This window comes from Idiomarina tyrosinivorans (assembly GCF_003987475.1).
Taxonomy (GTDB): Bacteria; Pseudomonadota; Gammaproteobacteria; order Enterobacterales; family Alteromonadaceae; genus Idiomarina; species Idiomarina tyrosinivorans.
Map to the genome: position 1 here is coordinate 164,496 of NZ_PIQH01000005.1, position 21,062 is coordinate 185,557.

Sequence of the window (21,062 nt, forward strand, 5' to 3'; positions counted from 1 at the left end):
TACTGCGGTTTACAGTTTTTCGTTAAGTTTCGGCAATACATCAAACAAATCAGCGACTAAGCCATAATCTGCGACTTGGAAAATAGGCGCTTCTTCGTCTTTGTTAATGGCGACAATCACTTTCGAATCTTTCATACCCGCCAAGTGTTGTATGGCACCGCTAATCCCCACGGCAATATATAATTGCGGCGCGACAATTTTACCGGTTTGCCCAACTTGCATATCGTTCGGAACAAAACCTGCGTCGACAGCGGCGCGCGAGGCACCGACCGCAGCGCCGAGTTTATCAGCGACGTCTTCGAGTAATTTGAAGTTTTCACCGTTTTGCATACCGCGACCGCCAGAAATCACAATTTCTGCACTGGTCAATTCGGGACGCTCAGATTCCGCAAGCTGTTCACCCACGAAACGTGATTTGGTGTTTTCGATCACCGTATCAACCGCGCTGATTTCAGCGTTACCACCTTGTTCTGCGGCATCAAACGCCGTAGCACGTACGGTAACAACCTTAATGGCGTCTTCCGATTGTACGGTTGCGATAGCGTTACCGGCGTAGATCGGACGTTTAAAGGTGTCCGCGCTCTCCACCGCAATAATGTCAGAGATTTGCGCAACGTCTAATAAGGCAGCAACACGCGGCATAAAGTTTTTACCGGTTGTCGTTGCAGGCGCAACAATGTGGCCATAATCTTTGCCCAGTTCAGCCACTAACGCTGCCACGTTTTCTGCTAACTGATGGCCGTAAGCCGCGTTATCGGCGACCAAAACTTTGCTCACACCGCTTAGCTTAGCGGCTTCGTCTGCTACTGCCTGGCAATTTTCACCAGCCACCAGCACATCAATATTGTCACCCATTTTAGCGGCAGCTGTTAGGGTTTTAGCCGTGGCCGGGTTGAGCGCTTGATGATCGTGTTCGGCGATTAATAAAATGCTCATAGTACTTTGGCCTCGTTCTTCAATTTGTCTACCAACTCATCTACATCTGCCACTTTTACGCCCGCAGAGCGTTCCGCAGGGGGCTCGACTTTTAGCAATTTCACCGTGCTTTTCACTTCTACACCCAGTTCGTCCGTACTCAAGGTGTCTAACGGCTTACGCTTCGCTTTCATGATGTTCGGCAACGATGCATAGCGTGGCTCATTCAAGCGCAAATCGGTGGTAACGATGGCTGGCAATTGCAACTTAACCGTTTGTAGACCGCCATCAATTTCACGGGTCACTTCTACGCTGCCATCCTCCACAGATACTTTAGAAGCGAATGTGCCTTGCGGCATATCGGTTAGCGCTCCGAGCATTTGCCCCGTTTGGTTATTATCTGAGTCGATCGACTGTTTACCTAAAATGACGAGGTCAGGCTGCTCTTTTTCTACCACACCCTTAAGAATTTTCGCCGCAACCAATGAGTCTGGCATGCTCTCAGTCTCTACGTGGATTGCGCGGTCACCACCCAGCGCCAAGGCTGTACGCAACTGCTCTTGTACCGCTTTAGGGCCAATGGATACCACTACGACTTCGTCAGCAACGCCTGACTCTTTTAAACGAACCGCTTCTTCCACTGCAATTTCGCAGAATGGGTTCAATGCCATTTTTACATTGGCAAGGTCGACATCGGACTGATCTGGCTTCACGCGAACTTTGACGTTGTAGTCAATCACGCGTTTGACCGCGACTAATACTTTCATGCGTCCTTCCTCTTCTGGAATGTTCCGAGACTTTTACTGTATTTAGCCCCCTATTATCCAAAACTGGCGTCCAAGTCACAAGTTATGGGAGAATTATTTCATTACTGATGATTGGAGTTTTTCGATGACAGGTTGGGAATATTTATTTCGTGAGTTGGTAAAACACGCCCGAATGCTTCCCGAATATCCGCCTCAATATCGAGACCAAGCACACCAAGTGAGTGGCTGCGAAGCGAAGGTTTGGTTGGCTCTAGAGACCACTCCAGAGCGTCAGCTACGGGTATTTCTAGACAGTGACTCACGGGTCGTTAAAGGCTTACTCTATCAATTATGGCAAGCCTGCGATCAACAGCCCGTCCACGATGTTGCCGCTTTAGCAGTGGACGACCTATTGGCACAACAACAGTTGGATAAACAACTCAGCCCGGCAAGAATTCAAGGCTTTAGCGCAGTTGCTAAGGAATTAACGCGTCAGGCCCAGTTGCTTGCAGACGCTTGAGCACAAGGCTAGTTGCCATCATGGCAAAGCTGCACGTTACCACCATCGACGCACCAAAACCGCTACTACAGTCCATGCGCATAGATCCAGAGCCTGGCTTGGCATAAGTCACCTTGCCTTGCTGCTCGCCACTGGCCAAGGGATAGCGCAGTTGCTCCTCAGAATAGACGGCGTCTACTCCCCATTTGCGCTTCGGATTGCGGGAGAAGCCATAATCGCGACGTAACATTGAGCGCACTTTGGCCAATAGTGGGTCCTGTTTGGCCTTGGCTAAATCGGCACAGCGAATGGCTTGCGGATCAATTTGTCCGCCGGCTCCACCGCAGGTCACAAGGGAAAGTTTTTGCCGTTTACACCACGCCACCAACGCCGCTTTGGTTTTCACGCTGTCGATGGCGTCGAGCACAATATCAACGCCAGTGAGATATTCAGTAAAATTTTCTGGCAACAGAAAATCATCAACCACATGCACCTGACAGTGAGGATTGATGTCTTGCACCCGCGCTGCAAGCACCTCGGTTTTCAACTGACCTATAGTGCTATCAAGTGCCGGCAATTGGCGGTTAATATTGGTCGTACAGATATCGTCGAGATCGATCAAGGTTAAGCTGCCCACGCCCGATCGGGCGAGCGCTTCAACCGCCCAAGAACCCACCCCACCAAGGCCAGCAACGGCTACATGGGCATTGTTAAAGGTGGATAAGACGGCTTCACCGTATACTCGGGCAATGCCCCCAAAACGGGGATCAACACTGGTCACAACTACTAATCCTCAATTTGCTCCAGTGCTAATTGTAACGTGGCTTGCTCACTTACGTCATACACAATTAAACAAACGTGAGAAATTTCTCCGCGCGGATTCTTCAGAGGCAATAAGGTCAGGTTCTGATACATCCATTCAGAACGCCCTGTGACGGGCCGATGATGATGAAAGCGAAACACATAGGCTCGTTGCTCCCAGGTAATAAATACCCGACTTCCTAGCTCTCTTACGCGCTGTAATTTGCGGCTTAGCCAGTCACTATCGATTTCTTGGAAGCATTGGAACAGGTTTCTATCGCGCACTTGGCTAGGGCGAATACCGCTGTGATTCTCCATAAACTCATTCCAAATCACGATCCGGTCAGCGTTATCGAGCACCACAATCCCAACGTCAATGGCGCCGAGGATACTCATGCGCCAATGCATTTCTTCTAATTCATGGTCAATCATGCGAGTCCTCCGCCCGTTCTTCTAGCCAATGCGCCAGATGGCGATCAAGAATGGGTAGCGCATGTTCAGGGAACAAAATCAGCAACTCAAAAGTGATGGCCGGCTGCTGCAAGCGGTAACCAATTTCAATGGCTAATACATTCTGCCAACGCTGCTGGTTGGCTTGGACAATGTCATTGATTGACTGATCTTGCCCCACCAAGATTGGTTGCACTTGGGCAAAATCAATGTGCACTTGTTGAGCTAAACCCTGCATACAGCTAGAGGTTAGCAAACTGGCGACATCCATCAGTGCCTCTATTTCTTGCTGCCGCGGCGAACCACTCAGCTCCTGGCCCAGCAAATCACAGAGCCCAGCAACCGAGGTGTCGGTGAAAAACACCATCGCTTCGCCGGTAATACCCGCACCGTAAAACCCCTGGCTTACAGCCGAAATAGCTTGCTCGGTATCGATTGCCTGAATGGCCATGTGCAATTCACTAGGCGCAATGAAGTTCACATTGGGTACGGGTAAATCGATAAAGGTATCGAGCATCCGCGCCAGCTTTTCACCCGCTTGACCCATTGCGACGTTGGCCACTTCGCGGTAAACATCTAACCGTTTATCTGCTGCCGATAGTGCAGGCTTGTTTTGCTCAACCAGTTGCAGTTTGCCACTGGCAACTTGGTACAAGCCAAATGCCTGCAATAACTCTCGCACTTCGCCCGCGGCCATAGGCTTTTTCACAAACGCCATAGCGCCTAGCGCCAGCACGCGCTGGCGTGCTTGCGGTTGAATATCTCCGGAAACCACAATGACCAGACACTCCAACTGCTCCGCCTGAATCGCTTCTAGGGTTTGGTAGCCATCTTTTACCGGCATGTTGAGGTCAAGAAAGAGCACTTCTGCCTGGCCAGCGCGCACACGTTCTAATGCTTGCTCACCGTGCTCGGCCATATGCATCTGCGCATCCCAATCTTGCGGCAAGGCTCGTAGCAGTTGCTTACGAGCCATACCGGAATCATCACAAAGGGTTACGCGTAAAGTCATGGTTTACTCAGCTTAAATCGCGATAGGCGCTTTAATATGCGGGTGCGATTGATAATTCTCGAGGCTAAAGTCATCAAAGCTGAACGCAAAAATGTCTTTCACCTGCGGATTTATTTTCATTGTCGGCCGCGGATACGGTTCACGCTGCAGTTGCGTTTGCGCTTGTTCTAAGTGGTTCAAATAAAGGTGCGCGTCGCCAAAGGTATGAATGAATTCACCCACGGCTAAGTCACACACTTGCGCCACCATCATGGTAAGTAATGCATAGCTGGCAATGTTAAAAGGTACACCTAAGAATACGTCAGCGCTACGCTGGTACAATTGGCACGAGAGCTTACCGTTAGCAACGTTAAACTGGAATAATGTGTGGCACGGAGGCAATGCCTGACGACCCGCCGCCGCATTTTCTTTAGGGCTTTTCCCCGCTTCAGGCAACACCGCTGGGTTCCAGCCGCTGACAATCAATCGTCTGGAGTCAGGTTGGGTTTTAATGGCTTCGATCACATCCGCGATTTGGTCGATGGTTTCACCGTTAGGCGCTGCCCAACTGCGCCATTGTGCACCATAAACGGGACCCAGATCGCCTTCAGCGGTCGCCCACTCATCCCAAATGCTTACGCCATTTTCATTCAAATAGGCAATATTGGTGTCGCCTTTTAAGAACCACAATAATTCATGGATAATCGAACGCAGATGGCATTTTTTAGTGGTGACCAACGGAAAGCCTTGTTGCAAATCAAAGCGCATCTGGTAGCCAAACACACTTTTTGTCCCCGTCCCGGTGCGGTCGGTTTTTTCTACGCCGTTCTCAAGCACGTGGCGCATCAGTTGCAAATATTCTTTCATGACATCTCTTTGCTTTGCTGGTTAGGCTGACGATAATACGCCCAGCCAATTAATGCGACCCCGAGGATGATCATAGGCAGCGTTAACCATTGCCCCATCGACATCCCCAACGACAGCAGTCCCAAGTGCGCATCAGGCTCGCGGAAAAACTCCACGGTAAAGCGCGCGACACCATAACCGATCAGAAATAGTCCCCCTACGGCCCCAGTTGGACGCGGCTTGCGCGTAAACCAATAGAGTAGGAAGAACAGTGCGATTCCTTCTAAACCTGCCTCGTATAATTGTGATGGGTGGCGCGGAATAGGACCGCCTGAAGGAAAGATGACAGCCCAAGGTACGTCGGTAGGACGCCCCCACAACTCACCGTTAATAAAGTTACCAAAACGACCAAACATTAAGCCAACCGGAACCAGTGGTGCGATAAAGTCACCGACCGCCAAAAACTTCCGGTTGTGGCGCCAGGCATACAAAAACATTGCCGTGATGACACCCAATAAGCCTCCGTGGAAAGACATACCACCGTGTTGAATATCAAAAATGTACAGTGGGTCGGCGAGGAAATAGTCCAAGTGGTAGAACAGCACATAACCGATTCGACCACCCAAAATAACGCCAACGAAGCACCAGAACAGCAGGTCACCGAATTGGTCCTTGTTCCAATTTGGCAAACGCTCAGCCTGCTTTCCTCCCCACCAGTAGGCAAAGGCCAAGCCCAGTAAATACATTAACCCGTACCAACGGACATCGAAGATACCAATGCTAAAAATGACCGGGTCAATATGTGGGAAAACCCAATAACCTTGGGGCATGTCTACTCCTTGTTAAACATCGATAGGTCGTTATAACAGCAGTAATTTGCCACCAACGACTAACAAAAACAGTGCGAAAACTTGTTGCAAACGTTTCACTGGCAACCGCTGAACCAATTTGGCGCCTTGTTGTGCGGCAATCACCGAGGCACAAGAAATCGCTAACCATGCAGGCCAAAAAATCAATCCTAACTCGCTGGTGGATTTATCCTCATGCACCCAGCCTAAGATGATGAACATGGCGACCGAACTCACGCCAATGGTAAAACTGCCCATAGATGATACGGCAATGGCTGTGCGAACGGGAATCTTCTGACGTTGTAAAAAAGGCACCGTCAGCGCACCACCGCCAATACCTACCAAAGCAGACATTGTGCCGATAACGAAGGTTCCCAAACGAATGATCCAGCCGCCAGCATGCTCCGCAGGTTCTAGCGGCTTTGCCTTACGTAGCAGCATACGCAACGCCAGCAACACCAACATGGTGGCGAAAATGCGTTGCAGCCAAAATGGGTCAACAACGGTAACCAGTAGCGCGCCTAACAGCGCCCCCAGCGATAGTCCTGGCAACACCGATAAGGCGAGCTGCGGCGTCACGAGGCCTTGCTTGGCATGGGTTCTGGAGGAACTTAACGTGGTCATACACACGGTCGCCAAACTGGTTGCAATGGCACTTGGCATCACCAATTCCGGCGCCACCCCAGCATTAGGCAATAAATACATGAGCAACGGTACAACAATAAGACCGCCGCCGATGCCCAGCAATCCCGCTAACAATCCAGCAAAACTGCCGGCAATGAGACATTCGATAATCGACAACATATCCATTGTTACTACTTCCCTGCTCGAACAAAGCCACCCAAGCCAAGACTTTCCATCTTGGCGGTGATCATTTTGCGGATTTGCTCTGGATAACGTGCTTGCAGCGCTTTCGCTAACATCACCTGCAACGTACTGGAACGCACATTGCGCAGTATCCAGCGCACTCTATCGATATTAAAAGAGTTCATACTCAAGGTACGATAGCCCATGGCAACCAGTAATAACGCGCCCCCGGGATCACCGGCTAATTCACCACAAACACTGACTGGTTTATTCAGATCACGGCAGCGCTTAGCAATTTCATCTAAGCTCGCCAGTACCGCAGGGTGGTAAGCATCGTATAGGCTCGCAACACGGCGGTTATTGCGGTCGACCGCCAGTAGATACTGGGTGAGGTCATTGCTTCCCACTGAGAAGAAATCCACTTTTGCGGCAATCGCTTCCAACTGGTAAATCGCTGCCGGCACTTCAATCATGACCCCCAGTTGCGGCTGGAACAAGTTTTCTCCCACTTCGCAGCCTTGTTCTTCAGCAACCTCAAAGTACGCTTGATGAATCATCCGCGAGGCTTCATCGACCTCACTGGTACTGGTCACCATGGGCAACAAAATACGCAAATTATTGCGGCCAATACTGGCTCGCAACATCGCCCGTATCTGCATTAGAAAAATTTCTGGGTGGTCCAAAGTAAGCCGAATACCGCGCCAGCCAAGAAACGGGTTATCTTCTTGTAGCGGCAGATAGGGTAATGGCTTATCACCGCCCACATCCAAGGTGCGCATCACCACTGGTTGGTCAGGAAACTGGTCTAACACTTGGCGATACATTTCTACTTGCTCATCCTCGGTAGGCAAGCGTTCGCGCATCATAAAGGGAATTTCGGAGCGGTATAACCCAACACCGTCAACATTCAACTGCTGTAGGTATTGGTTTTCGGTGCTTACCCCCAAATTGAGTTGCAGGCTCACCCGCTCGCCGTCTTGCGTTTCTGCCGGTAAATCGCTGTGCTCACTGACGATTTCACGCAATTCGTCTTCTTCTTGCGCCAATTGCCGATATTGCTCGAGCACTTGTTGCGGCGGATTAAGGTAGATTTCTCCAGTGTAACCATCGACCACCAATTGCTGCTCTTCAAAGTAGTGCAACTGAATGTCGTCAACGCCGAGTACTGCGGGTATTCCCATGCTACGCGCCATGATCGCAGCGTGCGAGTTACTCGAACCGGTTAAAGAGATTATCCCATCAATACGGGTTTGCGGCAGCTCCGCCAACATTGAAGCCGTCACTTCCTTCGCGACCAATATGCCGCGCTCGGGGAATGGCTGGCGTTTGCGCTGCCGCTGTTGCAAATGGAACAGCACTCGCTGGCCTAAATCGCGAACATCAGCGGCGCGTTCGCGAATGTAATCATCATCCAAGCTTTCGAACTGCGCGACAAACTCTTCTACAACTTTGCGCAGGGCGGTTTGCGCGCGCCAACCTTGTTGGATGGTTTGTTCTACCGCATCCCCCAAGCTCGCGGCATCAAGCATGCCTTGGTAAACATCAAAAATGGCCAAAGTATCTTGTGGCACTTGGCCTTCCATCCGCGCAGAAAGCTGCTTCAATTCTTGCCGAGTGCGCGCCACCGCTTGGCGGAATTTACGAATCTCACGCCATGGCTTATCGACCCGTTTGGGCGTTACTTCATCCAGCCGAGCTTCAGGGCGGGCCACGAAGGCTTCACCAATCGCGACGCCGGGCGAGCCTGGCAATCCGCGAATGCTGTGTAACCAAGGGGAGTGTTCGTTACGCAGTAACCCCTTAACCTCGGCATGGGCAATGACGACGGCTAGCTGTGCCGCTAAGGTCAGGACGAACGCTTCTTCATCGCGGGTAAACGCTCGTGCCGCCTTATGCTGCACTGCGAGCACACCCAACACTTTTCGGCGATGAATAATCGGTGCCGCGAGCAACGCCAGATATTGCTCCTCATCGGCGTCTTCGAGGGGTTTAAACTTCGGGTGTTGTTGTGCATCTGCGACGTTGAGTGGCTCTTCACGCTGCGCCGCTAAGCTGATCACACCCTCGCCGAAATCGACCCGGATGGGGTCGTTAGGGTCCGATTTCAGGCCGTCAGTTGCCCCCAGCACAAACTGCTGGTTTTCATGATCGGCCAAAAACACACTGCAACAGTCTGTCGCCATTGCTTGTTTGACCTGCTGCACCATGGTCTCCAATGCCATTGGAAAATCCGGTGCCTGGTTAACCGCTTCGACAATTCGTCGCAGTGTGCCTAACATAGTTAGCGTTTACGCCGCGCTTGGCGCCCTCCCCCACGATGTCCGCGAGCACTGGACTTGACCGCGTTTTGTGGCATCGCATAGGTCACGAATTCTTTCATCACTCGGCGATACACATCACGCTTGAACGACACCACTTGCCGTACTGGATACCAAAAGCTTACCCAGCGCCAGCCATCAAACTCGGGGTGTCCAGACTGCAACACATCGACATCTTCTTCACGGCATTTGAGCTTAAGCAAAAACCATTTTTGCTTCTGGCCAATACACATTGGCCGCTGTTCTTTCCGAATCAATCGCTTAGGTAAGCGATACCGTAACCAATGGCGGCTGGTATACAGAATATCGACTTGCTCTGGTTTGAGTCCTACCTCTTCCCAAAGCTCTCGATACATTGCCTGCTCAGGGGTCTCGCCTTCGTCAATTCCGCCCTGCGGAAACTGCCAGCTATGCTGCCCATAGCGGCGAGCCCAAAATACCTGCCCTTGCCCGTTACAGATGACGATTCCCACATTTGCTCGGAATCCTTCTGCATCTATCACGCGAGCATCCTCAATATTTTTACTGTTAGCTTCGATTCTTCCACAAAGGTAGCGGTCGAGCAAATGAAAGCGTGGCTAATTCACTATGATATACTGGCGAAAACGGTGTATTTGAGCAGTGTTTATGCAACTAGAACCGCGTCGCCCACAAACGATTGATGAACTATACGACCGCGCCTTAGCGTTGGCTGGACGCAGTTTTGCTGAACTTGCGCGCGCTGCAGGATTAGCCATTCCGGACGATCTTCGCCATGCTAAAGGCTGGGTCGGACAGTTGCTGGAGACCCATTTGGGCGCTACTGCCGGCTCTAAGCCGCTGCAAGATTTTCCGGAATTGGGGGTAGAACTAAAAACCCTGCCAGTCACTCCAGAAGGCGAACCGCTAGAAACCACTTTCGTTTGCAGTGCGCCATTAACGCACACCACTGGCGTTGATTGGCTGAGTAGCAATGTCCGCAATAAATTACGTTGCGTGTTGTGGTTACCGATTGATGGCCGACGCGACATCGGCGTTGCCGAGCGCGTAGTGGGTACTGCATTTTTCTGGCGCCCCAGCACTGCACAGGAGCAACAGTTGCGTGCCGACTGGGAAGAACACATGGATCGTATTGCACTCGGCCAGGTTGAAGCCATTACTGCACGCCAAGGTGAGTGGTTGCAAGTGCGACCCAAAGCCGCTGATGGCAACGCGCTGACCGATGCCGTCGGTCCCGACGGCAGGATTATTCGCGTCCGCCCTCGGGGTTTTTACCTGAAAAAACGTTTTACCCGGCAAATCTTGCAGGAAACCTTCACTAATGCCTGCTAAACAACGTTTGATAGAACCACAAAACAAACGTCATGGGCTGAGTTTTATTGCTGTGGCGGTTGCCTTGCTAGCGCTCCTCACGCTGGGGTATTTGGCTGCGGTGCCAATGCCGCTGGGGCTGTGGATATTGTTCGGCGCGACTGCCGCAATGCTGATGTTGCTGGGTGTGGGTAAAGTGGTTGAACCGCCTGTATCGCTCGCTATTACTCCAGAGTCGATTCGCTACTTACACCGGCGCGGCGGCTGGCAAATACAGTGGGATAATTTGGTCCGCTACGACGTGCCGAGAATTCATCGAGGACGTGAATTAGAAACGCTGCCGTATGTTGGCTTTAAAGTCGACGATATGGACCCAGTGCTGGCGTCGCTGTCGCCGCGCTTAGCCTCGTTTTTGCTGTTTGAACAGCGTCACCTGTTGATTTTGGCATTGCGCCATGAACATCCAGAATTAGACGATTACAGCGACTTTTTTGCGTTACCAGAATATTATGAGAGCCCTAATGGCTCTCATTATCGGGGGCTAAAAGCCGCATTTGCATTACGCACAGCGCAATTACGAGAATTACTCGGTTATGACTTGTATGTCAGCGCGAGTGCCTTGGACCGAGAGCCTGAAGAATTTTGTGCTCACCTGCGAGCGTTACAGGCGAGCCGCAATCAGCCTTAAGCAAAGACCGGAATGATGGCTTCTTCAATGGTAGGGCGTTGAAAGTAAAAGCCCTGCATAAAAATGACACCGTTGTCGCGCAAGTAGTTGAACTCATCGATGGTTTCAATGCCTTCGGCTACTAGCGTAATATCGAGTTCTTCACTGGCGCGTTGAACTGCTGCGAACAATGCGCGTTTGATTCTGTCCTTATCAATATTTCGAACCAATTTCATATCGATTTTCAAAATATCGGGCTGAAAGTCGGCTAGCAGGTTAAGCCCAGCGTAGCCCTCACCAAAATCATCAATGGCCGTTAAAAAACCATGCTTACGGTAGGTTTTAAACACATCTACCAACAAGTCATGGTTTTCTACCTTTTCGTGCTCGGTGACTTCAAAAATAATATTTTCCCGAGGAAACCCGGTTTTCCGCGCCGTTTTTAGCGTTTGTGCTAAACAGGTTTCTGGTTCATAAATGGCGTTTGGCATAAAGTTAATGCTCAGCCGCGACGGCAAAGCAATGCGTGCGGCGGTCTCGATGGCGGCCATGCGGCAGGTTTGGTCAAACGCATATTTGTTGGCTTCGGTTACACGAGAAAGTACCTCGCCGGCTCCTTCGCCATTAGCACCTCGTACCAATGCTTCGAAGGCAAACACCTCTTTACGAGCAACATCAACAATTGGCTGAAACGCCATTTTCACGCCAAAATCTAAGCCTGTTTGGCAGTCACACGATGGACAGGCGGACATAGTACTGTTTCCCTTTTTCGAACGGTTTGACTTAAAAACGTAGGTTGCCATTATTAAAGATCAACATTTATGAAAAATTACTACCGTTTATTGTTCGTTTGGTGTACATAGTGCGCCCAATGGCATGGAATTAGGAAACCGATATGCAAACACTTGGCTGGAGAGAATGGGGAGCCTTGCCCGAACTCGGCATCGACACTATTCATATGAAAGTTGATACTGGCGCCAAAACCTCGTGTCTACACGCTTTTGCGTTAGAACCCTTTACTCACCATGGCAAGCCTTGGTTACGAATATTCGTCCATCCACAACAAGATTCACTGCATGAACACGTTTGCGAAGCGGAAATTTTAGCGCAACGCGATGTCACAGATTCAGGTGGCCATACCGAATCACGTTACGTGATCAAAACGCGCTTGGTGTTAGGTGACTTTGACGGTGACATTGAACTCACACTGACTAATCGGGACAGCATGAAATTTCGGATGCTGTTGGGACGCCAAGCAATGAAAGGTCGCTTCATCGTCAACCCCGAAGCGTCGCACTTATTAGGAGAGCGCGCATGAGAATTGCAATTTTATCGCGGAACAGCCGCCTTTACTCGACCCAAAGGCTAGTAGAAGCTGCCAAAGAACGGGGCCATGAGGTCGACGTTTTAGATCCGTTAAGTTGTTACATGAACATTAACGCAAGAGAGCCTTCGATTCATAAAAAAGGTACCGAACTGCCGCGCTATGATGCCGTCATTCCGCGGATCGGCGCTTCGGTAACGTTTTATGGCACAGCAGTATTGCGACAATTTGAAATGATGGGAACCTACCCGCTTAATGAATCGGTCGCAATATCCCGCAGCCGGGACAAACTTCGTTCGTTACAACTGTTATCGCGGAAAGGTATTGGCCTCCCAACCACGGGCTTCGCCAGCCAACCGCAAGATATTCCAGACTTGATTGAGATGGTTGGTGGCGCGCCATTGGTAATCAAACTGCTAGAGGGCACTCAAGGGATCGGCGTGGTACTCGCCGAAACTCGGCAAGCGGCAGAGAGTGTCATCGAGGCATTTATGGGCTTACAGTCCAACATTATGGTGCAAGAATATATTAAAGAAGCCGGTGGTGCCGATATTCGTTGCTTGGTTATTGGCGACAAAGTGATTGCAGCAATGAAGCGCCAAGCAAAAAGCGGAGAGTTCCGCTCTAACTTGCACCGTGGCGGCAGCGCCTCATTGGTCAAATTGACCCCAGCAGAACGAGCAACCGCAGTCAAAGCCGCGAAAACCATGGGGCTGAACGTCGCAGGGGTGGATATTCTGCGCTCTAATCATGGACCATTAGTGATGGAAGTTAACTCCTCACCGGGGCTTGAGGGGATTGAAACCGCAACAGAAAAGGACGTTGCAGGGCAAATTATTAGCTTTATTGAAAAAACCGCAAAAGTTCACAAAACCCGCACTAAAGGGCGCGGCTAACATGGTCAAGATGAGTGACTTTGAGGTTGCTGGGAAGCGCATTGCTCCAGGTACTCGACAACACATTACCCTACCCGCTGCGCGGCTATACAACGATGCCCCTTTAGACCTGCGTTTAGAGGTGTTTCATGGCAGTCGCCCCGGCCCTGTGTTGCTGGTGTGTGCGGCGATTCACGGTGATGAGCTCAATGGTATTGACGTTTGTCGGCGCCTCGTTGAACGAACCGATGCCAGTAAGCTCTCCGGCACCCTGATTGTGGTGCCGATTGTAAATCTACTTGGTTTTATTCAGCAGTCACGCTACCTTCCCGACCGTCGCGACTTAAACCGTTGCTTCCCTGGCTCCGAACGGGGTGCACTCGGCAGCCGCATGGCGTATCTTTTTAGTCAAGAACTGGTGCGCAAAGCCACCCACATTATTGACCTGCATACAGGCGCTATCCATCGCAGTAACTTGCCGCAAATTCGCGTCAACGTTGATGATGAAGCTTCGCTTAACATGGCCAAAGCCTTCGCAGCACCGGTGATACTGCACGCTAAAGAACGTGACGGCTCACTCCGTTCACTCGCCAATGAATGGGGAATCCCGCTAATTTTGTACGAAGCCGGCGAAGCCTTGCGCTTTGATCAGGCCGCCATCAGCGCTGGGGTTGATGGGGTAGAAAATGTCATGAAGCATTTAAAAATGGCACGTGGTCGCAAAAAGCGCCAACGCTTGGTACCGGTTATTGCGCGTCGCTCCACTTGGCTGCGCTCGGAACACGACGGCCTGATTGTGACCCAAGTGAGTTTGGGGCAAACCGTGAAAAAAGGTCAGCACGTCGCAGCAAGCGTGAGTCCTCATGGCGATGACGCAGAACCTATTGTTGCTTCAGTCAACGGTATTGTTATTGGCTTGAGTAATATTCCGGTTGCCAATGAGGGCGAGGCGCTTTTTAATATTGCCCAATTTGATGCAGAAGAACTGGGTGAAGCGGAAGATAACATTGACCATTTCACCGAACAGTTTGTTTCCACCACACCCCTGTGATGAGGAAAAGACATGGATGTTGATTTCGATAAAGGATTGCGCCATTGCGATGGCAATCGGCAAATTTATCAAGCGGTGCTGCAACAATATCAGCAGCAATACGCGCAAGGCCTTAGTTTCGAGCAACTCAGCGCCGACAGTCATGAAGCGTCCATTCGCGAGTTACATACACTCAAGGGATTGAGCGCAACCATTGGTGCCGACGAATTGAGTGCTTTAGCAAAGCAATTGCAGCTAGATTGGCCAACGCTGTCGCCGCCACAGCAACGTGAACGATTGGACATTATTAACCAGATGTTAGCAAGGGTGATCGCCTACGTTAACGAATGGCGTTAGCCGCGCAAAAAAAATACACAGTTTAGTTAAAGTTCGTTAACATACGCCGATAAAAACAATAATGAGTAGGCAAGTACGCGGCGGCTATGGCAGCGACAATTCGGTTTGAGACAGAAGGTAATAAGCTGTTGCTGATTGTACATCAGAGCGACGCGGCTAATGCTGTCTCAGCGGAAGAGCTGAAACGCGCCTTTGACCACTCCGAATTTTGCAATGCCCGCTTGATTGACCGATCGATATTCACCCAAGCCGCCAACCAATTAGCCGAACGCTCAGCCACCCAACACGCCTTCCACTTACATATCGCCCATCTCGACGACGCGACACTCGATGTATCTATCGACGATGACCAGATGGAAGCGGTAGCACTTGTGACTGCGCCGAATGGCGGTAAAGCACTCGGGTTTGCTGACATTATCAATCAGTTAAAGGCGCTAGGTGTCACCTCCGGTATTCGCCGGCAGGCGATTGAAGCGCTAATTGAACACACCAAGCACGGCGTACCAGGTTCATCGCTGTCACACCGCGTAGCTCGTGGCAGAAAGCCGGTTAACGGCCTTAACGCGCGCTTCAAACCGCTCGTTGACGATGCACGAAAACGTATACTACGGCCGCAGGAACGCGAAGATGGCACCGTCGATATGCGTAATCTTGGCGAGCTGATCAGTGTCCATAATGGCCAACCGCTATTAGAAAAATTACCACCGACTAAAGGCCGCGATGGCTTTACCGTAAAAGGTGAAGTGCTAAAAGCGTCTGATGGTGAAGACAAGCCGATGAAGCCAGGCGAAGGCAGCGACTTTGACCCTGAGAACCCCAGTATTTTGGTAGCGACAAGGCTGGGTTTACCGTCATTCTCAGAGAATTCCGTACAAGTCGATGAAGTGCTAACGATGAAAAGCGTTGATGTTTCGACCGGTCACGTAGACTTTCAAGGCAGCGTGATCATTACCGAGAATGTCGGTGAGGGCATGCGCGTTACCGCCAGCGGTGATATTACGGTGGGCGGCTATGTCGACTCCGCGCACCTCATTGCCAAGGGCAACATTACGGTCAGTAAAGGGATTATTGGTAAGCAACTCAACGATAACGAAGATTACACTGAAGAAGTGCCCGAGCTTTCTACTGAAATCAATGCGCAAGGCACCATCTGGTGCGCCTATGCACAATATGCGTTGTTGGACGGCACCCGCGGCATTATTGCCGATAAGCAATTAACCCATTGTCATGTAATTACCAACGGCGCGCTCTGTATAGGTGGTGAAGGACGTAATGCCCGCGGCAAGCTCATTGGCGGCTTAATAGAAACCAGCGCCGATATTTATACTGGCCAACTGGGCGCGCCAGCCGGTTCGCGGACGCAAATCGTTTTCAGCCTGCCGACCCAAGAAACAGAACAAGACCGTGAATTAAAAGCATTAAAGCAGCAACTCGCCAGCCAGGTAGAATTGCTCAAGAAAGTTAGCCGAGGCAAAGAGCAACTCGCGACCATAAGTGATCCGGTAAAACGCAAGGCCTATGCTTCACGCCTACTCGACTCGCTGAAAACGACGCAAAAACAGATTGCTTTACTACGCGGTAAAATCGAAAAATTACGTAATACGCCCGTCGAACACGAGGTCATCCGAACCTTTGTTAACCGGCAGGCATTCCCCGGTAGCGTATTTAAATACAACGACAAGCTGTTACGAATTAAAGAAAAGCGGAATGCGACGCTGGTGTTATTAGAAGACACCGAATTACGCATGGATGTGTTACGCTAGTCAGCGTTAAACTGTTCGCTGTCTCAACATAGGATTTTGTTGTGTCACCATCTGCCCCTTCACGATTACTTCTGCGCCAATCTGAACACCCGTGGCTTGAGCAAGCCTGCCTTGTGGTTAATCCTCTAGACGATGCCCTGGCCACTTCTGCGCATTGCCATTATTGGGGGTTTCATGCGGGCGTTGCCGCACTCTGGCAACAAAATGGTAGAACCAGCCATTGTTGTGTCGAGCTGCCGCAAAGTCAGGTTCAACATGTCATTGTGTATGTGGCGAAAGAGCGCGAGGTCAATCAGTGGGTTTTAGCGCAACTGGCGCAGCTCCCGGCCGCGACCACTATTTGGTTGGTTGGCGAGAAACGCAGCGGCGTGCAAAGTTTGGTGAAAAAATTACCGCCAGCCTACAGTACTTGCCGTGCTATCGCCTCCGGCGAGCACAGTAAATTGTTTGAGTGCCGCCTTGAACAATCACAGCCGACGCCAGCGCAATACCCCATGCAACGCATACAGACCACAGTAGGAAGCCTTTATTCTGGCCCGGGGGTGTTCTCGCAAAAACAACTCGACGAAGGTTCGGCACTGCTCATTGAACATTTACCGCAGCTCTCAAAGGCACAAAAAGTGGTAGATTTTGGCTGTGGCAACGGCGTGCTCAGCCTGGCGTTAGCAAAAAAGAACGCGGCACTAACGCTTGACCTGCACTTGACCGATGTTAATCCGTTATCGTTACATTGCGCACAGCACACCCTGCGCGAGCACGGTATTAGCGCCGAATATTATTTACGAGACGGATTCCCAACGCTGGACACTGTCGACTTGATCATTAGCCACCCGCCCTTTCACACAGGGCTTGCCACCGACTACTCCGTTGCCGAAGGACTGATTCACTCGGCGCACCAGCGCTTACGTAAAGGTGGCCAATTATTACTGGTGGCAAACCGGTTTTTGCCATGGCCAGAAAAGCTCGCGGAAACCTTTGGTGCGGTGGATACTATCGCAGTTAATCCACGTTTTGCCGTATACGGTGTAAAAAAGTGATGTGCTTAGTAACAAAAGGTTGTAACTTTTTGCTAACATTTCTATTCTAAAAATATCAATTCGCCGAGGTTGCGTCACTATCATGCAGTTTAGTTCGATTAAACGCAGTTTGCTCATGATTGTCCTATTGGTGACATCATGTGCTTTGTTACTCGCGTTTAGCATCAATATTTTAAGCCAAGTCGAACGTTATGAGCAGTCGATCATTCAGCGCGCCCAAGCCTATGCCAAAATCACCTCATTTAACGCGGTCAGTAGCGTCGTGTTCGACGACACATCGACTGAGGAACAACGGTTAAAATCGCTTAGCAATAGTCCATTTATTGAACATGTGCACATCTATCGAGTGGATGATGTCACCAGCGATTTGAGCTTTTTTGCCAGTTACAACAAACAAGGTCTTGCTCCCATCCCAGCGAAGTTCGCCCAAATAGAACAACTAACGCAGGCAAACATCGAAGATAATTACGTGGAAGTAGCCGAGCCCATTACCCTTGATGATAATGTTATTGGCTACGTCTATTTGCGCGGCTCTATGGACGAAGTCAGTAGCTTTTGGCAAAACGCGTTGTTGGTGGCAATGCTGGTGTTTGTACTAACCGTTACCCTGAGCGTGTTAGCGACCCTGCAACTGCGCCGTTCCATTACTAAACCGTTAGATAAAATGGTAGGCGTTATCCAGCAGGTGGCGCGCGATAAAGATTACTCGCTACGCTTGCCAGCCTCGGCATTACTCGAACTGAACAGCATGAGCCAAGCGTTTAACACCATGCTTGATCGCGTACAACAACATATCGCTCGGCAACGCAAGGCTGAACAAGAGGCATCGACCTTAAACACCGAGCTTGAGCAACAGGTTACTCAGCGTACCCAAGCGTTAAAAGAAGCAAACCGGGAATTGTTGAAAACCTTAGAGCAGCTTCACCAATACCAAAGCCATCTGGTTGAATCAGAAAAAATGGCCTCTCTGGGCGATATGGTGGCGGGTATTGCGCATGAGGTAAACACACCCATCGGCCTATCTGTAACGGCGTCCACTCTGCTGCAAGATAAACTCAAAGTGATGCAAGAGAAATTCGATGAGCGCAAAATCTCGACGCAAGAGTTCGAGCGCTTCCTCAATGACTGCGATGATAATTTGGCGATTATATACCGCAACCTGAATCGTGCGGCGGAACTGATTACCAGCTTCAAACAAGTGGCGGTGGACCAATCAACCGAAGTCGACCGAGAAATCAACCTTTGTCAGTTTATGGATGACGTTTTACTGTCATTAAGACCTCGTTTGAAGCCCGCTGAGAATTTTCCGATTGAAATTGAGTGTGCCGATGACCTCGTTATTGAGACTAAACCCGGCCCACTGAATCAGATTATGATGAACCTCATTTTGAACTCGATGGTGCATGGTTTTGATGGCCGCCAACAAGGTAAGATCCATGTTAGCTTCGCTATCAACAACGGCGAGCTTGAATTGGTTTATCAAGATGATGGGCGCGGTGTTCCGGTCAATATCCGGCGCCGCATTTTCGACCCATTTGTCACTACCAAACGTGGTTCAGGCGGCAGCGGATTAGGCATGCACTTAGTTTATAACTTGGTGACGCAAGTGCTTGGTGGGCATATTCACTTGTTCAGTGAGGAGGAACACGGGGTAGAGTTTATTATTCGCTTTCCCGTCACTGTTGTTGAGCATGCAAGCGAGGCCAGTTAATGATGATTCGACGCTTGATTATTGCAATGTTCGCTTGTCTTAGTCTAACGCCATTAGCCAGTAGTGCCGATACAATCGACCCCTACCTCGCTCATATCAAACGCCTCGCGCACTTTTTAAGCTGGCAACACAAAACGCCAAGCAAGCCTTTTCAGTTGTGCATGGTTGCAACAGCCGACAGCGCACCTGGATTAACAGCCGAGCGGCTGACAATAAAACGGTTTGCCTCAGTCGCCGAGCTATTCGAGAATGCTGATGCCTGCGCCATTGCCTATTTTAAAGCGCCGCAGATCGATCATAGCTGGCGCAGCCAGTTGGAGCGCCTCAGTCGACGCACCTTAACGGTGGGTCAAAATCGTGCTTTCCTGTCGTTCGGTGGATTAATCGCGCTTGAGCCGTTAAATCAAGGGATAAAAATGGTCGTTAATGGCAACTTGTTAAAATTAAGCGATGTGCAGTTAACGTCACAGGTTTTGGAAATAGCGGAAATTCAATAAATTATTGCTAATAAACGTCAAGTAAAGCGACTTTGCTTGCAAAATACCTTACAAAAGTCATAATGTTAGGTTTATCAATAATGGATTTAGCTTGCCTCGCGGCAGATGACACTGGTTAGGAAATTCACACTTATGAGCGCCAAACTGCTAATTGTTGAAGACGAAGTCATAACTCGCCAAACGTTAACCCGTCTTTTCCAACAAGAGGGTTACGAAGTTTTTGATGCAGCCGACGGTTTGCAGATGGAAAATATCATGCGCCAAGAAGCAGTGGATTTGGTGATCATGGATGTTAACTTGCCAGGCAAAAACGGCATCGAACTCGCCGAATCGCTGCGTGAACGTGATAACATCGGGTTGGTGTTCCTCACCGGTCGTGACAGTGAAGAAGATCGTATTTTGGCACTGGAGCTCGGTGCTGACGATTATTTGATCAAGCCTTACAATCCGCGTGAACTGACCATCCGGGTGCGTAACTTGTACCGGCGGATTGAAGCCAGTAAGAGCCCGGCATCTATTGAAGCCGGCAGTGTCCAGTTTCACTTTAATGGTTGGCGCCTAGATGGTGACAGCCGTTGCCTTTACTCACCTGACGGAAAAATGTTCCGGTTACCGAAAAGCGAGTATCGTGCACTCGAGCTGTTCTTATCGAATCCAGGTCGAATTCTCGACCGCGAGACTCTGGTTAAACGTATGCTAGACCGCGAATTGCGACCTAATGACCGTACCGTGGATGTTGCGATTCGTCGTATTCGTCGCCATTTCGAATCACACCCGCAGACACCAAACCTGATCACCACTATCCACGGTGAAGGTTATCGCTTTGTTGGTGATGTAAGCAGCGACACTTAACGCTGTTGTAACCACTTCACGACGGCCTCGCGCTGCGGTGCGAGGCGACTATCAAATGTCTGTAATAGCGTTTCAGCCTCTGGCCATTGCCAATCGTTCTTTTCGATTGCCTCCATCGGTTCAGCTAATCCTAGCATTCCCAGTGAACGACAAGCGCCTTTCACTTTATGTGCCTGCTGGCGCAGTGCTTGATCATTTTTTTGTTCAAAGCTTTGCAGCAAAATCGCCCAATAACCCTCAATGACCTTATCAAAAGTCTCCAGCGTTTGCGCTAAACCCTCGACGCCCAAGGCCTGTGCGTATTGTTCGAGTAGTTCGGTATCAATAGCCGTTGCTTGCGTCATGTTTTGCTCTCTCTCAATAACTCGGTGGATCCAAATAAATTTTTACAGCGTAAAAGTTGGCAACCATCCCTGCGATTACCGAAGAGTGCACTGT

Annotated in this window: 24 protein-coding genes; 12 read left to right on the forward strand and 12 right to left on the reverse strand. The window is 50.3% G+C overall.

The window, feature by feature from the left end:
- Positions 1–9: 9 nt before the first annotated feature.
- A complete protein-coding gene (locus CWI84_RS06765) occupies positions 10–936 on the reverse strand; it encodes an electron transfer flavoprotein subunit alpha/FixB family protein (protein ID WP_126841825.1) in 927 nt (308 codons plus the stop codon).
- Positions 933–1,682, reverse strand: a complete 750-nt coding sequence (locus tag CWI84_RS06770) for an electron transfer flavoprotein subunit beta/FixA family protein (RefSeq protein ID WP_126841826.1) — start codon at positions 1,680–1,682, stop codon at positions 933–935. The genes CWI84_RS06765 and CWI84_RS06770 overlap by 4 nt, the downstream gene beginning before the upstream one ends.
- A gap of 124 nt (positions 1,683–1,806) precedes the next feature.
- On the opposite strand from CWI84_RS06770, the gene CWI84_RS06775 reads away from it, so the two are divergent.
- A complete protein-coding gene (locus CWI84_RS06775; RefSeq protein ID WP_126841827.1) occupies positions 1,807–2,181 on the forward strand; it encodes a SufE family protein in 375 nt (124 codons plus the stop codon).
- On the opposite strand, the gene tcdA is transcribed toward CWI84_RS06775, so the two are convergent.
- From tcdA to rppH, 8 genes are read right to left on the reverse strand one after another with little or no spacing between them, the layout of a single operon-like run.
- On the reverse strand, positions 2,138–2,941 hold the full coding sequence (gene tcdA / locus CWI84_RS06780) for a tRNA cyclic N6-threonylcarbamoyladenosine(37) synthase TcdA (protein ID WP_126841828.1): 804 nt from the start codon (positions 2,939–2,941) through the stop codon (positions 2,138–2,140). The two genes, CWI84_RS06775 and tcdA, sit on opposite strands and share 44 nt — an antisense overlap.
- Before the next feature lie 5 nt (positions 2,942–2,946).
- Complete coding sequence (locus tag CWI84_RS06785) at positions 2,947–3,393, reverse strand: PAS domain-containing protein (RefSeq protein WP_126841829.1); 447 nt, start codon at positions 3,391–3,393, stop codon at positions 2,947–2,949.
- Positions 3,386–4,423, reverse strand: coding sequence for a response regulator (locus CWI84_RS06790; RefSeq protein WP_126841830.1), 1,038 nt, complete (start codon positions 4,421–4,423; stop codon positions 3,386–3,388). The genes CWI84_RS06785 and CWI84_RS06790 overlap by 8 nt, the downstream gene beginning before the upstream one ends.
- A gap of 12 nt (positions 4,424–4,435) precedes the next feature.
- Positions 4,436–5,269 (reverse strand): thymidylate synthase, encoded by an 834-nt coding sequence (locus tag CWI84_RS06795; RefSeq protein WP_126841831.1) that lies wholly within the window; start codon positions 5,267–5,269, stop codon positions 4,436–4,438.
- Positions 5,266–6,078: a prolipoprotein diacylglyceryl transferase gene (gene lgt / locus CWI84_RS06800; protein ID WP_126841832.1), complete on the reverse strand. Its 813-nt coding sequence runs from the start codon at positions 6,076–6,078 to the stop codon at positions 5,266–5,268. Before lgt ends, CWI84_RS06795 begins: the two co-directional genes overlap by 4 nt.
- A 30-nt stretch (positions 6,079–6,108) precedes the next feature.
- Positions 6,109–6,906: a sulfite exporter TauE/SafE family protein gene (locus tag CWI84_RS06805; RefSeq protein ID WP_126841833.1), complete on the reverse strand. Its 798-nt coding sequence runs from the start codon at positions 6,904–6,906 to the stop codon at positions 6,109–6,111.
- A 5-nt stretch (positions 6,907–6,911) separates the two neighbouring features.
- The gene (gene ptsP, locus CWI84_RS06810; RefSeq protein WP_126841834.1) at positions 6,912–9,182 is read right to left on the reverse strand and encodes a phosphoenolpyruvate--protein phosphotransferase; all 2,271 of its coding nucleotides are present in this window, start codon (positions 9,180–9,182) and stop codon (positions 6,912–6,914) included.
- A gap of 2 nt (positions 9,183–9,184) precedes the next feature.
- Entirely contained in the window at positions 9,185–9,724 is a 540-nt protein-coding gene (gene rppH / locus CWI84_RS06815) for an RNA pyrophosphohydrolase (protein WP_126841835.1), read from the reverse strand.
- 124 nt (positions 9,725–9,848) lie between these two features.
- On the opposite strand from rppH, the gene mutH reads away from it, so the two are divergent.
- Together mutH and CWI84_RS06825 are read left to right on the forward strand one after the other, a co-directional pair.
- A complete protein-coding gene (gene mutH, locus CWI84_RS06820; protein WP_126841836.1) occupies positions 9,849–10,532 on the forward strand; it encodes a DNA mismatch repair endonuclease MutH in 684 nt (227 codons plus the stop codon).
- Positions 10,522–11,199: a DUF2982 domain-containing protein gene (locus CWI84_RS06825; RefSeq protein ID WP_126841837.1), complete on the forward strand. Its 678-nt coding sequence runs from the start codon at positions 10,522–10,524 to the stop codon at positions 11,197–11,199. The genes mutH and CWI84_RS06825 overlap by 11 nt, the downstream gene beginning before the upstream one ends.
- Here CWI84_RS06825 and CWI84_RS06830 read toward each other — a convergent pair.
- The gene (locus CWI84_RS06830; protein ID WP_126841838.1) at positions 11,196–11,930 is read right to left on the reverse strand and encodes an EAL domain-containing protein; all 735 of its coding nucleotides are present in this window, start codon (positions 11,928–11,930) and stop codon (positions 11,196–11,198) included. The two genes, CWI84_RS06825 and CWI84_RS06830, sit on opposite strands and share 4 nt — an antisense overlap.
- 143 nt (positions 11,931–12,073) lie before the next feature.
- Here CWI84_RS06830 and CWI84_RS06835 point away from each other — a divergent pair, with 143 nt between their 5' ends.
- The 9 genes from CWI84_RS06835 (at position 12,074) to arcA (ending at position 20,624) form a co-directional block, all read left to right on the forward strand.
- Complete coding sequence (locus CWI84_RS06835) at positions 12,074–12,496, forward strand: ATP-dependent zinc protease family protein (protein WP_126841839.1); 423 nt, start codon at positions 12,074–12,076, stop codon at positions 12,494–12,496.
- Positions 12,493–13,398: a 30S ribosomal protein S6--L-glutamate ligase gene (gene rimK / locus CWI84_RS06840; protein WP_126841840.1), complete on the forward strand. Its 906-nt coding sequence runs from the start codon at positions 12,493–12,495 to the stop codon at positions 13,396–13,398. The genes CWI84_RS06835 and rimK overlap by 4 nt, the downstream gene beginning before the upstream one ends.
- A 1-nt stretch (position 13,399) precedes the next feature.
- Entirely contained in the window at positions 13,400–14,428 is a 1,029-nt protein-coding gene (locus tag CWI84_RS06845) for a succinylglutamate desuccinylase/aspartoacylase family protein (protein WP_198674490.1), read from the forward strand.
- Positions 14,429–14,440: 12 nt separating this feature from the next.
- Positions 14,441–14,764 carry an Hpt domain-containing protein gene (locus tag CWI84_RS06850; RefSeq protein WP_126841841.1) on the forward strand — a complete coding sequence of 108 codons (324 nt, stop codon included), beginning with the start codon at positions 14,441–14,443 and terminating at the stop codon, positions 14,762–14,764.
- An 86-nt stretch (positions 14,765–14,850) separates the two neighbouring features.
- The gene (locus tag CWI84_RS06855) at positions 14,851–16,527 is read left to right on the forward strand and encodes a DUF342 domain-containing protein (protein WP_126841842.1); all 1,677 of its coding nucleotides are present in this window, start codon (positions 14,851–14,853) and stop codon (positions 16,525–16,527) included.
- 41 nt (positions 16,528–16,568) lie between these two features.
- Entirely contained in the window at positions 16,569–17,564 is a 996-nt protein-coding gene (locus tag CWI84_RS06860; RefSeq protein ID WP_126841843.1) for a class I SAM-dependent methyltransferase, read from the forward strand.
- 82 nt (positions 17,565–17,646) lie between these two features.
- Positions 17,647–19,275, forward strand: coding sequence for an ATP-binding protein (locus tag CWI84_RS06865; protein ID WP_126841844.1), 1,629 nt, complete (start codon positions 17,647–17,649; stop codon positions 19,273–19,275).
- Positions 19,275–19,772: a YfiR family protein gene (locus tag CWI84_RS06870; protein WP_126841845.1), complete on the forward strand. Its 498-nt coding sequence runs from the start codon at positions 19,275–19,277 to the stop codon at positions 19,770–19,772. Before CWI84_RS06865 ends, CWI84_RS06870 begins: the two co-directional genes overlap by 1 nt.
- Positions 19,773–19,904: 132 nt before the next feature.
- Positions 19,905–20,624: a two-component system response regulator ArcA gene (arcA, locus tag CWI84_RS06875; RefSeq protein ID WP_126841846.1), complete on the forward strand. Its 720-nt coding sequence runs from the start codon at positions 19,905–19,907 to the stop codon at positions 20,622–20,624.
- On the opposite strand, the gene CWI84_RS06880 is transcribed toward arcA, so the two are convergent.
- Positions 20,621–20,968: an Hpt domain-containing protein gene (locus CWI84_RS06880; RefSeq protein ID WP_126841847.1), complete on the reverse strand. Its 348-nt coding sequence runs from the start codon at positions 20,966–20,968 to the stop codon at positions 20,621–20,623. The two genes, arcA and CWI84_RS06880, sit on opposite strands and share 4 nt — an antisense overlap.
- Between the last annotated feature and the right edge of the window lie 94 nt (positions 20,969–21,062).